Source organism: Pararhizobium sp. IMCC21322 (assembly GCF_030758295.1).
Classification (GTDB): Bacteria; Pseudomonadota; Alphaproteobacteria; order Rhizobiales.
On sequence record NZ_CP132335.1, the window covers coordinates 945,365 to 959,327 of the forward strand.

9 protein-coding genes are annotated in these 13,963 nt (G+C 53.2%); 5 read left to right on the forward strand and 4 right to left on the reverse strand.

All coding sequences use genetic code 11. The features are described from left to right. Nucleotides 1–16: 16 nt before the first annotated feature. Nucleotides 17–400 carry a Rid family hydrolase gene (locus tag RAL91_RS04725; RefSeq protein WP_306260193.1) on the reverse strand — a complete coding sequence of 128 codons (384 nt, stop codon included), beginning with the start codon at nucleotides 398–400 and terminating at the stop codon, nucleotides 17–19. Nucleotides 401–540: 140 nt separating this feature from the next. Between RAL91_RS04725 and RAL91_RS04730 the strand changes: the two genes are divergently transcribed. Both RAL91_RS04730 and RAL91_RS04735 read left to right on the forward strand, forming a co-directional pair. After that, on the forward strand, nucleotides 541–1,164 hold the full coding sequence (locus RAL91_RS04730) for a carboxymuconolactone decarboxylase family protein (RefSeq protein ID WP_306260194.1): 624 nt from the start codon (nucleotides 541–543) through the stop codon (nucleotides 1,162–1,164). 180 nt (nucleotides 1,165–1,344) lie between these two features. Continuing rightward, nucleotides 1,345–3,513 carry an EAL domain-containing protein gene (locus tag RAL91_RS04735; protein ID WP_306260195.1) on the forward strand — a complete coding sequence of 723 codons (2,169 nt, stop codon included), beginning with the start codon at nucleotides 1,345–1,347 and terminating at the stop codon, nucleotides 3,511–3,513. A 103-nt stretch (nucleotides 3,514–3,616) separates the two neighbouring features. Here the strand turns inward: RAL91_RS04735 and RAL91_RS04740 are convergent, their stop codons facing one another. The 3 genes from RAL91_RS04740 to RAL91_RS04750 all read right to left on the reverse strand — a co-directional run bounded on the left by RAL91_RS04740 (nucleotide 3,617) and on the right by RAL91_RS04750 (nucleotide 9,771). Beyond that, a complete protein-coding gene (locus tag RAL91_RS04740; RefSeq protein ID WP_306260197.1) occupies nucleotides 3,617–3,940 on the reverse strand; it encodes a TipAS antibiotic-recognition domain-containing protein in 324 nt (107 codons plus the stop codon). A 62-nt stretch (nucleotides 3,941–4,002) separates the two neighbouring features. Continuing rightward, nucleotides 4,003–9,393 (reverse strand): S8 family serine peptidase, encoded by a 5,391-nt coding sequence (locus RAL91_RS04745; RefSeq protein ID WP_306260199.1) that lies wholly within the window; start codon nucleotides 9,391–9,393, stop codon nucleotides 4,003–4,005. A gap of 60 nt (nucleotides 9,394–9,453) precedes the next feature. After that, nucleotides 9,454–9,771, reverse strand: a complete 318-nt coding sequence (locus RAL91_RS04750; protein ID WP_306260201.1) for a hypothetical protein — start codon at nucleotides 9,769–9,771, stop codon at nucleotides 9,454–9,456. Between the two features lie 183 nt (nucleotides 9,772–9,954). Between RAL91_RS04750 and RAL91_RS04755 the strand changes: the two genes are divergently transcribed. The 3 genes from RAL91_RS04755 (at nucleotide 9,955) to RAL91_RS04765 (ending at nucleotide 13,774) form a co-directional block, all read left to right on the forward strand. Then, the gene (locus tag RAL91_RS04755; protein WP_306260203.1) at nucleotides 9,955–11,766 is read left to right on the forward strand and encodes a type I secretion system permease/ATPase; all 1,812 of its coding nucleotides are present in this window, start codon (nucleotides 9,955–9,957) and stop codon (nucleotides 11,764–11,766) included. Further along, nucleotides 11,763–13,061, forward strand: a complete 1,299-nt coding sequence (locus RAL91_RS04760) for an HlyD family type I secretion periplasmic adaptor subunit (RefSeq protein ID WP_306260205.1) — start codon at nucleotides 11,763–11,765, stop codon at nucleotides 13,059–13,061. Before RAL91_RS04755 ends, RAL91_RS04760 begins: the two co-directional genes overlap by 4 nt. 98 nt (nucleotides 13,062–13,159) lie before the next feature. After that, on the forward strand, nucleotides 13,160–13,774 hold the full coding sequence (locus RAL91_RS04765) for a ribonuclease D (RefSeq protein ID WP_306260206.1): 615 nt from the start codon (nucleotides 13,160–13,162) through the stop codon (nucleotides 13,772–13,774). The last annotated feature ends 189 nt before the right edge of the window (nucleotides 13,775–13,963 follow it).

The following is a 13,963-nucleotide window of genomic DNA, read 5'->3' on the forward strand; positions in this document are numbered from 1 at the left end:
ACAGCCGACTTGGGGTCTAACGACAGGCCACCGCCCGCATCTCCACCAGCGCGTTCTCCGGTATGAAATCTGTGACCCCAATCGCTGTCCAGGCAGGATAGGGTGCTTTGATATAGACATCTTTCACGGCGCTGAAAATATCCATGTGCTGCTTAAGCTCAACATGAAAAGATGTCAGCTCAACAATGTTGTCATAGTCCAGTTTTGCTTCAGTCAGATAGATTTTCAGTTTTGCAAACGCATCGTGAAACTGCTGCTCGGGGTCTTTGGAAATCTCCCGGCCCGGATGTGCAGCGGTCACGCCGGACAGAAACACCAGATGGCCCGTATCCACGACCGGCGTGAAATGCCAGTCATCGCGGTAGTGAGAGAAGGTTTCAGGAACAAGATAGTTTGGCATTGGCATAAGTCTCCATTTGGCGCGGGCGCTCGCAACAACCGCCACGCATTGGCTATGGAAGTTTGGTTGAGATCATCTCTATTTTATTGTATGAACAATAATACAAATCAACCAATACATTTTCTTTTTGCGAGGTCCCAATGCCGTTTTTTCCCTCAATGCCTGATGATGCCCGCAACATTCATGCTTGGGGCTTCAACCCGCAACGCTATAAATACTGGCCGAAGCTGGCCGAAGGGATCATGCGCGGTGAATCGCCACTCTCTCTTGCTGAAAGGGAAACCATTGCCGCTTACGTATCTGGCCTGAATGCTTGTGGCTATTGCTTTGGCGCGCATAAGGCAGTTGCCACGGAACACGGTATGGACCCGGCCATTCTGGAAGCAATGGTGGAAAATGTTGATACAGCTCCGGTTGCAGAAAAGCTGAAACCCATTTTGCATTTCATCAAGAAACTCACTCTGACGCCGTCACGTCTGGTTCAGGCCGACGCAGATGCGGTTTTTGAGGCAGGCTGGAGCGAACAGGCATTGCATGATGCCATTGCAGTGTGCTGTGAATTCAGCTTTATGAACCGGCTTATGATGGGACACGGAATTGAGCCGCTTCCGCCGGAGATTGCTGCAAAACGTGCGCGCGAACGCGTCAAATATGGCTATCTGGCCATGGCCGCTATGGAGCGCGGAGCCGAAAACGTGGAAGGCCTGGATGCAGAAACACAGGACATCGTTCAACAGAACAAGGATGAAATCACCAACTCCTGAATGCGCCTCCCGAACCCTGAATGTTGAACGCAATTCTAAGTTTACGCAATGTTCACGATAAACACAGGAACTTGCGATCTCTGCTTGCCCTTTACGGAATGTGTAACTTCCGGATCTATTGTGCGATTCATGGAATCTCAGTCTCCGGCTGTCTTGTCCGCGGACCAATGAGGAAGTCACATGAATACGAAATTGACCAGACGTATAACAATGCTTCTCTTCGGAGCGGTTGCAGCGACAATCTTCACGATCAGCGCGGTGCTTGTTTGGATGGCTGGAGAATTTAACCAGAAATCCCAAAACGATTCTCAAGTGATGATTCAGGGTGGTCTGGAAGCTATTGATAACACTCTCAGATTGGTCACCGTGGATTATTCCTGGTGGCAGGATGCTTACGACAACATCAGAGAGGACAATGCGGATTGGGTCAGATCCAATATCGGCTCAGGCGTTGTCGATTCCTCAGCGCTGGATTTGGCGGTCGTTGCGCCGCCATCTGGTCCTGCCAAATATGGCTGGATCAAAGGCCAGGAAGTTGAAGGCCCGCAGACCGGGCTGCTGACACCTGAGCAGATTCTGAGAATGCGTAAGCTGATTGACAATACACCAACCGATCAGGTTGTTGCCCTGACCCAGTTTGATATGGTCGGTAATCATCTGGTTCTGCTCGCTGCGGCGCACATTACATCAGACGATCCGTCGGGTCTTGAGTTCGATACGCTGGCGACTAATATTTTTGGTTTCATTTTCGATGAAGAGCGCATTACCAAGCTTGGTGAAACATTCCTGACAGATGATTTGAAACTGTCTTCCGTCATTGAACCCGACAAAGAGCATATTGCCTTGCTCGGACCTGTGGGCGAAGTGTTGGGTTACCTTGTCTGGACTGCTCCGGCACCGGGCGCTGAATTGCTGCAAAAAACACTGTTGCCTTTGTCGGCTGCGCTCATTTCATTCGCTGCAATTGGCTTTTTGGTCGCCTATGGGGCCAACAAATTTGCCGAGGAACTGGGCCGTAAGGAAGCTGAATCCTACGAAAATGCGCGAACTGACAGCATGACAATGCTGCCAAACCGATTCCACTTTATCGAAGCTCTTGGACGTCGATCGGCGCGTGCCGCAAACGAAAGGGGCGAAATGGGGGTGATCTTCCTGGATGTGGATGGCTTTAAAAATGTCAATGATACGATCGGGCATGCCGGCGGTGATGATCTTATCTGCCAGGTTGCCCAACGTCTGGAAGCCATTGTTCCCGACAATGCGTTTCTCGCCCGTGTCGGCGGCGATGAGTTCAACATTCTGCTGACAGGCAAAGAGATTGCGTCTGAGGCGAATGCTGTTGCGCAGAAATGCATAGAGGAAATCCAGAAAGATTTCCGGGTTAAAGGGCGTATTTTCAGGGTTTCCGTCTCTGTCGGCTATGCAATTGCCGATGAAGGCCAAACCAGCTGCGAAGAAGTGGTTCGCCGCGCCGACGTTGCCATGTATCAGGCCAAAGCTCAGAAAACAGGCGAGCCTGTTGTCTATGACAAGGAATATGAATCGAATCTGTTCAAGAACAAGCAGATCGATGACGCCTTGCGCGCTGCGCTGAATGCAGGTGAAGTTGAGGTTTACTACCAGCCAATTGTAAACGCCCAGTCCGGTAAAATGGAAATGGTCGAGGCGCTGGTCCATTGGGACTCCAAAAATCTTGGATCCATGTCACCGGCGGAATTCATTCCGATCGCCGAAGAATCCGGTCTGATAGGCGCGTTGGGAACCTATGTGTTCCGAAAAGTTTGCGAGGATCTGATCAAGAATCCAGAGATGATTGCGAGCATCAACATGTCGCCGGTTCAATTGCTTGATCCTTTGTTGGTGGAAAATCTGCTCTCGATTATTGAGCAGACTGGTGTGGACACGGCGCGCATTGAACTTGAATTGACAGAAGGTATTGTTGTCAGCCACCCAGGTCTGGCCAGAGAAAAGCTCACCGCCCTCAAAGGCGCTGGATTCAATATCGTACTCGATGATTTTGGCACCGGTTTCTCCTCTATCGGCTATCTGCGTCAGCTACCCTTTGACAAGCTGAAGATCGACAGAAGCTTTATCAGTGGCGTTGAGACGAATGTGGAAGCTCTTAACCTGATGAAATCTATCGCAAGTCTTGGCCGTGCGCTGGACCTGACGGTGGTTGCTGAAGGCGTGGAGACCGCCGAACAAGCCAATTTGGCACATTTGGCGGGTTGCAATCAGATCCAGGGCTTTTACTTCAGCGGGCCGATGGCAATTGCTGATCTGCTGAAATGGCAGCATCCCGGTTTTGACAAAAACGGCAACCCGGAAAGCCATTTGCTGAGAGCTTGAAAAACACCATAAGGGCCGCCGGCGCCAGCGGTCCTTGCGCCGCCGGCCCGCATGGTTTTTCATTGCACTGAACAGCCAATTGGAGAATCCGGGGCTCAGCGTTTCATATGCGCGTGATGATATCCGGGTGCGACCTATACGCATCAGCCAGACCTTCATACCCGTCTGCATCGCACATCTTTCCCCGCATCCTGGCAATCCATGCCCGGTGCTTTTCGAATAGCGTATGAAGACATTCCGCCGCGGTATTGGTTCCTGATTGATAAGCGCTGACCAGGTCCGTTTCGACGGATTTCAAATCCGGAACGACATTCTCCATACCTCCGGGCATGACGCCGATTGCCGCTCGTGAAGTTGCGATTTGCGCTGCCAGGTCCGCACCGTATCGCTGAAACAGCTGTATTACATATTGGATGAATTCATTCAATCCGGTCTCCCGAACAACAGCAGGATACCGGCGAACATATCTGAAAATATGAGAGTATCAGCCTAGACGAACTGGAAGGAATCATCCGGGTTAAGACCACTGGTCAGATCAATGTTGCTGATTGTGATGCTGTTATCTGCATCCAGCTGAACAATGGTATCACCGTCTTCAAAGCGGAAATCGCTGAGATCTGCAGTGGAGGAAAAGCCATAGGCGGAAATATCAATGAGATCTCCATCCGTAGAAGAAAAGTCCCCGATTGTATCGTCACCGTCACCGGTTTTGAACACGAATGTATCGGCGTTCTGGCCGCCAAACAAGGTGTCGTCACCAGCTGCGCCGGTTAGAATGTTGGAGAGGCTGTTTCCAGTCAGTTCGTCAGAATATTCACTACCGCTGAGGTTCTCAATATCGCGCAGCCTGTCACTGCCACTTCCGCCGGTCTGTTGCTCGCGTGTCGTAGCAAGTGAGACTGTGACACCGCTGTCGGCACCCTCATAAGAAGCTGTGTCGTTCCCGTCGCCGCCGTCCAGGCGATCATTGCCCTGGCCGCCATTGAGAATATCATCGCCATCTTTGCCATACAGGCGATCTTTGTTGCCCAGCCCGAAAACCAGATCTGCGTCGTCCGTGCCATTATAACGATCACGGCCCTCGCTCAGATAGACCGGCGTAATGTCATCGCTGAGAATCGTGCCGGTTGCTGTGTCGGTATCAATAATCAGAGCATCGCTCGGATTGCTGAGTGTCACGGAGAAGGTTTCATCACGTTCGGCATCAACATCACCGGCCACCTCTATGGTGATGATCTGGCTGATCTCGCCAGCTGCAAACACAATCGTTCCCGATGGCAGAGTAGCTGTGGCAAAATCATCTGCGTCAGCTTCGTCCGAGCCGCTGCCACTGACGACAAAGCTGATGGTCTGCTCGCTGGAGGCCGCTTTGTCGAGCGTAACCTCAAAGGTCAGTTCAACACTGTCCGCGTTGCCTTCTTCCCTGCTTGATTGCAGGGTTGAGATGGTCGCGATGGAGGGCAGGCCAATAACACCATCATCAAACTGAAGGTTTTCAATGCTCTCAAGTGTATCGCTGCCATCTGGACCATCAATGGTAAAGACGCCATTTGCAAAGCCGATTGTATAATCAGCACGATTGCCACTGAACACAGCAATATCGGTGCCGTCGCCGCCGACCAGCCTGTCATTATCGGCCCCGCCGGTCAGCGTGTCATCATCGTCGCCACCAAACAGGACATCTTCGCCACCTGCACCGTCAATCTGATCATTGCCGGCAAGGCCATCAATGCGCTCGTTCGTTTCGTCTCCGACATAATCGTCAATTCCGTCGGTCAACGGGACAATGGTCAGCTCCGCCGCTTCTATAGTCCCATCGGAGAACTGGAAAAACTCGATATCGGTCAGCGTATCGGTTCCATCCGGCCCGGAAATTGTGAACTGATCAGTGCCAGCATCATAGACAATTGTAGAGGCCGCCATTTGGGTGTCATAGATTGCTGTGTCTGTGTCGTCACCGCCATCCAGAATATCATCATCACCGCCGCCGCGCAGCGTATCATCACCCGCGCCGCCGGACAGAATGTTAACTCCGGAATTGCCAGTCAGCGCGTCAGAATATTCACTGCCACTGAGGTTCTCGATGCTGCTCAGGGTGTCTTTACCAGCGCCGCCGGTGTTTTGACTGCGTGTCGTTGCCAGTGAGACCGAGACGCCGCTGTCAGCGCCATCATAAGAGGCTGTGTCGTTCCCGCCGCCGCCGTCCAGGCGATCATTGCCCTGGCCGCCATTGAGAATATCATCGCCATCTTTGCCATACAGGCGATCTTTGTTGCCCAGCCCGAAAACCAGATCTGCGTCGTCCGTGCCATTATAACGATCACGGCCCTCGCTCAGATAGACCGGCGTAATGTCATCGCTGAGAATCGTGCCGGTTGCTGTGTCGGTATCAATAATCAGAGCATCGCTCGGATTGCTGAGTGTCACGGAGAAGGTTTCATCACGTTCGGCATCAACATCACCGGCCACCTCTATGGTGATGATCTGGCTGATCTCGCCAGCTGCAAACACAATCGTTCCCGATGGCAGAGTAGCTGTGGCAAAATCATCTGCGTCAGCTTCGTCCGAGCCGCTGCCACTGACGACAAAGCTGATGGTCTGCTCGCTGGAGGCCGCTTTGTCGAGCGTAACCTCAAAGGTCAGTTCAACACTGTCCGCGTTGCCTTCTTCCCTGCTTGATTGCAGGGTTGAGATGGTCGCGATGGAGGGCAGGCCAATAACACCATCATCAAACTGAAGGTTTTCAATGCTCTCAAGTGTATCGCTGCCATCTGGACCATCAATGGTAAAGACGCCATTTGCAAAGCCGATTGTATAATCAGCACGATTGCCACTGAACACAGCAATATCGGTGCCGTCGCCGCCGACCAGCCTGTCATTATCGGCCCCGCCGGTCAGCGTGTCATCATCGTCGCCACCAAACAGGACATCTTCGCCACCTGCACCGTCAATCTGATCATTGCCGGCAAGGCCATCAATGCGCTCGTTCGTTTCGTCTCCGACATAATCGTCAATTCCGTCGGTCAACGGGACAATGGTCAGCTCCGCCGCTTCTATAGTCCCATCGGAGAACTGGAAAAACTCGATATCGGTCAGCGTATCGGTTCCATCCGGCCCGGAAATTGTGAACTGATCAGTGCCAGCATCATAGACAATTGTAGAGGCCGCCATTTGGGTGTCATAGATTGCTGTGTCTGTGTCGTCACCGCCATCCAGAATATCATCATCACCGCCGCCGCGCAGCGTATCATCACCCGCGCCGCCGGACAGAATGTTAACTCCGGAATTGCCAGTCAGCGCGTCAGAATATTCACTGCCACTGAGGTTCTCGATGCTGCTCAGGGTGTCTTTACCAGCGCCGCCGGTGTTTTGACTGCGTGTCGTTGCCAGTGAGACCGAGACGCCGCTGTCAGCGCCATCATAAGAGGCTGTGTCGTTCCCGCCGCCGCCGTCCAGACGATCATTGCCCTGGCCGCCATTGAGAATATCATCGCCATCTTTGCCATACAGGCGATCTTTGTTGCCTTCACCCAGGATCAGATCAGATTCATCTGTTCCATTAAGCCGGTTTTTTCCATCAGTGCCATTGATGATGTTGTACTGGGATCGCGTTGTAAAATTCAGTGTTTCCGCATCACCAATACCACCAAATGCATTGTCGGCACTGTCCAGCACCGCTCCGGCATCGACTGTCACATAATAGGAACTGTCAAACGACAGATCAGCAGTCGGATTGATGCTGAGTGAAGAGTAGTCGGTAATGTTGATCTGGGTGCTATCCGTCACATCAATGCTGCTCCAGACGGACCCGTCTGCATTGTGAATTGTCACAAAACCGGTTCCAGCTTTCACAGCCTCATCGAAGATCAGGACCAAAGTGGCATCTGTCTGGATGGTGTCCGCATCGTCTGAAGGTGTGCTGGATGTTAGTTGTGGGGCTGTTCCATCCGGCCCGGTTGCTGGCGCCTCAATGGTCTGATCATCAAATTTCAAGAATTCGAAATTCGTCAGCGTATCCGTGCCGTGAGCACCACTAACCGTGGTTACACCGACTTCGCTGGTGATTGTGTAGTCATCAAGATTACCGAAGAAGACGGCTGTATCCGTGCCATCTCCACCATCCATAACGTCATCGCCACGCATCCCGTAAAGGGTGTTGTCTTCGGCATTGCCGATTATCTGATCATCACCGTCACCTGCAATCGCGTGCTCAATGGTGGTGCCAAGGGAAATTGTCAGAAATGCAGTTCCTGCCAATGTGGAAGTGCTGCCCTCAGACAGGTTCAAGACCAGATTGCGATACATCGCCGAAGCGTCAATCCAATCCACGCCTCCATCGCTGTCAGTCAGGGTCTCACGACCGCTCTGCGCTGCCTGCGCTGCCAGAACTTCATCAGTATAGTGATAGACATCATCTTCGGTGAGCGCGGTTCCATAGCCGGTGAAGCGCACTGAATTCAGGGTGCCTTCATCGGCGTTGTAGGTATCTTCGATTTGAACCGTCCACTGCCCGTAGCTGGATTCCCCGCGATAACCATCCAATCCGAATGTATAGGAAAAGCCACCGTCAGAGGTTGAACTGTCCCCACTGGAACCATTGTAAAACGACATCTGAGTTCCGTCGGGGGAAATCAGGTCCATGCGCAGATCTGTAAAATAGGAATGAGTGAGAGAGATCGTCAGCGCAACATGTTCCAGCGCAATGCTCTGGCTGACCATGAAGGAAAAGCTCATGGTCGCCAGATCGATAATCGATTTATTGGCAGTCACGGTTCCGGTTGTGACGCTTTGTTCGTTGGATGAGGTCTCTGGCGTTGGAGTGAACGCACTCCAGACTTCAGCCATCCGCACGGCGTTGAAGGCATTGATCATGCCATAGCCGTAATCCTCGCTGAAATGCAGCCCGCCGCCATTCCAGTTGTCGGCACCGTTCCACTTCCAGCTGTGATTTTCATAGGCGGTGGAACCTGAATACAGGCTGCCTGTTCCCACAGATGAATAGCTCAGAATATTCTGGACATCACGCCAGCCAAGCCCTGGATTGGCATCCAGAATGAGTGACACAAGCCCGGCTGTTATGGGGCTGGCAGCCGATGTGCCACCGAACTGATTGGTATAGTCACCGCCCAATAGGCCATCATAGCCATTGCCATTATCCAGCCGGTCGGTCGTTACCGATCCAGCAGGCGCTGAAACCAGCAAATGCGCCCCATAGGTGGAGTAATATGTAACCTGACCACCGGAATCGACGGCTCCGACGGTAACCGTGAATCGGCTCGCATCCAGCCCTTCACCATTGCCATCAATATTGCTGTTGCCTGCGGATTTGACATTGACGGTTCCAAGCCCGCCGCGCCCAATTTCGGCGGCATTTTCAAATTTTGCTTCATCACCATAATTGTAAAAACCGGGCGAGCCGCCATAGCTGTGGTTTGTTACGTCAAATTCACTCAGGGAATTCAGCGTTTGCAGGTAACGCGACCAGTTGCTGTTGATATCATCCGCACCACCAAAGATGCGGATGCCGGTCACACTTGCATTGAAGGCAACGCCGACGCCACCCGTTCCATTGTTCTCGGCCGCAATCAGACCGGCAACAGCGGTGCCGTGTCCATCTGTGGGTGTCAGCGGTTGCCCGTCATTGAGCGTGCCATCAATGCGCACATGCATGCTGTCATCATAATTGCCATCCAGATCCCAATGATCGGACTCAACGCCGTCATCCCATATCCCGACGGTGATGCCTTCGCCGGTATGGTCGGCCCAAATACGCTCCAGCCCGGCAAAATTCTGACCAAGCGTAAAGCCCAGCCGTCCGATGAGGGCCAGATGCCATTGATTTCCGTAAAGCGGATCGTCAGGAGAATAGTCGGAGATCACTGGTGCCTCAAATTTCTATGGTCAATGCTGGGTGGAATTTACGTTTCATTCATCAAGACTTCATTGCGGGACTGGAGAGGCGTTAAGAATTTCATCCACCCGAAACGTGCGGGCTGCCTGCTGACAGGTTGAATGCCGTACAAAAATACCGGTGGCAGTGAACGTCTTTCCTGCTGATGCTTTCTGCTTCGATACACCCATCAGAGAAACGCTTTCTCCGGTGCGCAGTTTGAGCATGGGACACGTGATTCCGCCTGCAATCACAACTCCTGAAAGCGTTTCGGCCTTGGAGGCATGAGCAGGCTGACCCAGTGCGGACAGAAAAAGTCCAACACACAGATAGAGAGAGACAGCTATAAGTCTTTGTTTGAATTGCACGCTAGTTCAGCCCCAGGTTGAACTATTTTCTATAGGGCAAATGAATCCATAAATTGTTAATTAATGCATCAGCATGTTAAACAATGGGTCGATATTTGCGGCAGGTCTGGGGTCCGAAATCAACTTGCTCAATGGGTCCAATCCCTTCCAGTATTCCTGAACCAGTGACTGAAAAGACCGGCTATGACAGACCCAAAACAATCTGATACCGGCAGCCCGACACGTTCGCGAAATGAATCGCCCGTTCCGCCCGAATTTTCGTTGCTGCGATTGGTGCCTGGTTCCGTCATGGCATTCAGTCTGGTCACTAACATACTGATGTTGACCGGGCCGCTCTTCATGCTTCAGGTCTATGACCGTGTTCTGTCCAGCGGCAGCGTCTCGACGCTCGTGGCTCTGTGCATTCTGGTTGCAATCCTCTATGCGCTCTATGGTTTCCTGGAGTTTATCCGCGGACGCATCATGACCCGTGTCGGACAACAGATAGATGAGCGCTACCGCCATACTGCTTTCAACATGGTGTCCCACTACGCGAAACTGGGGCTGGAACGTGTGAATCTGGCACCGATGCAGGATCTGGTGACACTGCGGAACTTTGTGTCCGGTCCAGGTCCTCTTGCATTTCTCGACATGCCATGGGCTCCGATTTATCTGTTTGTGATTTATCTCATGCACCCGCTCTTGGGGCTTGCATCCCTTGGCGCGGTTTTGCTGCTGGCCGGACTGGCCATATTGAACAACAGACTGATTACAGAGCCGACTGAGCTGTCTCAAAGAGCGCAGGCTGCCGCGCAGAATCTGGGCGCGGAAAGCCGCCGAAATGTGGAGACCAGCTCTGTGCTGGGCATGACAAATGTCGTGCGGGATCGCTGGACCCTGTTGCAAATGGAAGCGCTGGAGGCCCAGACAAACGCCTCTGACAAGGGTGGCGCCATAACGGCGACATCACGGACATTGCGGCTGGTCTTTCAGTCCGCCATTCTGGCGCTTGGCGCCTATCTGGCCGTGCGCCAGCAAATATCACCCGGTACCATGATCGCTGCCTCGATCATCATGTCCCGTGCACTCGCCCCGGTGGAACAATCGGTGACGCACTGGCAGGCATTCGTTTCATTCCGCCAGGCCTGGAAACGGTTTTCAATTTTGATGGCTGATATGCCTGCCCCTGTATCCAGACTGTCTCTTCCAGCACCTGAAGGCCGCGTTTCCGTTGAGGGTCTGACAATCTTTTCGCAATCAGACCGGCGGCCCTTGCTGCAGAATGTGACCTTCCAGTTGGAGCCGGGAAGCGGCTTGGGCATTATCGGGCCAACTGGTGCGGGAAAAACCACGCTTGCCCGCGCGTTAACCGGGAATTGGCCTCTGAAACAGGGCGTGGTGCGGTTGGATGGTGCAGATCTTGACCATTGGGACCCGGTAGAGTTGGGGCCATATCTGGGATATTTGCCGCAACGTGTTGATCTGTTCGAGGGAACAATCAGCCAGAACATTGCCCGTTTCCAACCCTCTGCCATGCCCGATGATATCGTAGCGGCTGCAAAGCAGGCAGCGGTTCATGACATGATTCAGCAATTGCCGGATGGCTACAACACCCAGCTTGGTCCGCGCGGCGGCACCTTGTCTGCCGGTCAATGCCAGCGCATTGGTCTGGCACGCGCCCTTTACGGCCACCCCGCATTGGTCATTCTGGATGAGCCAAATGCAAATCTGGATGCTGAGGGCGAGGCCGCGCTGATCAAAGCTGTGCTATCGGTGCGTGCCCGGGGTGGAACAGTGATCCTGGTGGCCCATCGCCCCAGCGCCATTGCTGCTCTGGACAAGTTGATGATGCTGCGTAACGGCCGGATGATGGCATTTGGCGATAAGGATGAGGTTTTGGGTAAAGTCATTGCAACCCGGCAAGCTTCCGAGAGCGAAGAGGCCACTACTCCCACATCGGATGGCACACAGACGCTGAAGGTGATTGGCAAATCTGTGAAGGATACGGCCACATGATGCAGTCATCAGAACAGTCCATGAAGCGTTATCAACGAGCCGGCGGGTTGGCAATCATCCTCGTTCTGGGCAGCCTGGGAGCCTGGGCCACGCTCAGCAGCATCAGCGGTGCCGTCATTGCGTCAGGAACGATTGTGGTTGAAAGCAACACCAAGCGTATTCAACATCTGGAAGGAGGTATTGTCGCGGAAATACTGGTGGAGGAGGGAGACACGGTTGCGGCCGGTGATCCACTGCTTCGGATTGACAGCACAGATGCCCAGGCGGAATTGTCCATCCTCGATGCAGCGCGTCTGGAATTGCTGGCAAAGATTGCACGCCTTCGGGCTGAGCGGGACTTTTCAAAAGATATCGTATTTGACGAAGATCTTCTGTCTCGCCAGGGCGATCCGGAGATGGCCGCTTTGCTGCTGGGACAGCGCCGCCTGCTGCAAACCCAGAATGCGGCCATTCAGGGTCGGCTTGATCAGTTGGAAGAGCGCATCGCGCAATATGATGATGAGATAAAGGGACTGGTGGCCCAACGGGCTGCAAAAGACGCGCAAACTGCTTTCATCACGGAGGAACTGGTCGATATTAAGTCCCTCAGTAGCCGTGGTCTGGTTCCCAAAACCCGAGTTCTGTCGCTGCAGCGTGAACAGGCCCGCCTTGGCGGTGAATCCGGTCAATTGAGTTCGGAAATGGCGCGTATTTCAGGGCGCATCAGTGAAACCCGGCTTCAGGCTATTCAGATCACTGATGATTTTCGCGCCCGCGCATTGGACGAATTACGCGATGCAGAAGCCCAGTTAAGTGAGTATCGCGAGCGCCGCCTGGCAGTCTCCGCCCGCTTGCGCCGCACCGAAATTGTCGCGCCACGGTCCGGTCTGGTGCATGAACTGTTGGTCACCACCATCGGTGCTGTTCTGGCTCCGGGCGAAACTGTGATGCAATTGGTGCCGGAAGGCGATCCTCTGGTGGTGGAAGCGCGGGTGCGGCCTCAGGATATTGACCAGATCAGCACCGGTCAAACCGCCTTGCTGCAATTTCCCAATGCCGATTCAAGACTGACCCCGCAGATCAATGGTGAGGTCATCCGCATTTCGGCCGATTTGAACCAGCCGGGTGGAGATGTGGCCCCGTTTTACACGGTTCGGCTTCGTCTTGCCGAAGCTGAGGAAACGAAATTGGGTCCGCTGGTGCTGAGGCCGGGCATGCCGGTTGAGGCCTTCCTGCAAACATCGGAACGCAGCCCGCTCAATTACTTCCTCAAACCGTTTTCCGACCAGCTCCGACACGCATTTAGAGAAAAGTAGCCGTTTTCACAGATTTCCTTGCATCAATCCGGGCTTTCATAGACGTATCAGGATAAAGAGCGCAGTCTCACGACCTGTTTCAAGAAAGAATGATCCTTATGACCATCCGCCTGCATAAAAACGATCTGCCAGATGATTACGATCCGGGCAGTTCTGTGGCCATCGACACTGAAACCATGGGGTTGAACCCGCACCGGGACAGGCTTTGTCTGGTGCAGATTTCCACCGGGGACGGCAATGCAGATCTGGTTCAGATCACTCAGGATCAGGAGACAGCCCCCAATCTGACAAGAATTCTGAATGATCGCTCTGTCTTGAAACTGTTTCACTTTGCCCGTTTTGATGTTGCGGTGCTGCTGCACCGGTTTGGCGCGCTGACGTCGCCGATCTATTGCACCAAAATCGCGTCACGACTGGTGCGCACCTATACAGACCGCCACGGCCTGAAAGAATTATGCCGGGAATTGATCGAGGTGGATCTGTCGAAACAGCAGCAAAGCTCGAATTGGGGCGCGGATGAGCTGAGCAAGGCACAGCAGGAATATGCTGCCAGCGATGTTCTTTATCTCCATGCTCTGAAAGAACAACTGGATGAACGCCTTGCGCGCGAAGGCCGTGCGGAAATTGCACAGACCTGCTTTGATTTTCTGCCTACAAGAGCGCGGCTTGATCTGATGGGCTGGCCGGAAACCGACATATTCGCTCATTCCTGAAACAATGTGCCAAAAACCAGTGGGCCCAAAACCAGTGGCCTGAAGTCCACGGGCTTGCAACTTGGTGTTTGCCTGACACATTCTCACCAAAACTTTCTCGTTTATAGAAATTGTGAAGTTTAGCCTGTATGGTTGCAAGGCGGCCATATGGCCGTGGTGGAAAATGACAGATAATCGGGTTTGCTGACT

What these genes read in the sequence shown, in the direction of transcription:
- RAL91_RS04730 (WP_306260194.1), top strand. Translation starts at nt 541, where the DNA reads ATGCCGTTTTTTCCCTCAATGCCTGATGATGCCCGCAACATTCATGCT.
- RAL91_RS04725 (WP_306260193.1), bottom strand. Translation starts at nt 400, where the DNA reads ATGCCAAACTATCTTGTTCCTGAAACCTTCTCTCACTACCGCGATGAC.
- RAL91_RS04760 (WP_306260205.1), top strand. Translation starts at nt 11,763, where the DNA reads ATGATGCAGTCATCAGAACAGTCCATGAAGCGTTATCAACGAGCCGGC.
- RAL91_RS04755 (WP_306260203.1), top strand. Translation starts at nt 9,955, where the DNA reads ATGACAGACCCAAAACAATCTGATACCGGCAGCCCGACACGTTCGCGA.
- RAL91_RS04735 (WP_306260195.1), top strand. Translation starts at nt 1,345, where the DNA reads ATGAATACGAAATTGACCAGACGTATAACAATGCTTCTCTTCGGAGCG.
- RAL91_RS04765 (WP_306260206.1), top strand. Translation starts at nt 13,160, where the DNA reads ATGACCATCCGCCTGCATAAAAACGATCTGCCAGATGATTACGATCCG.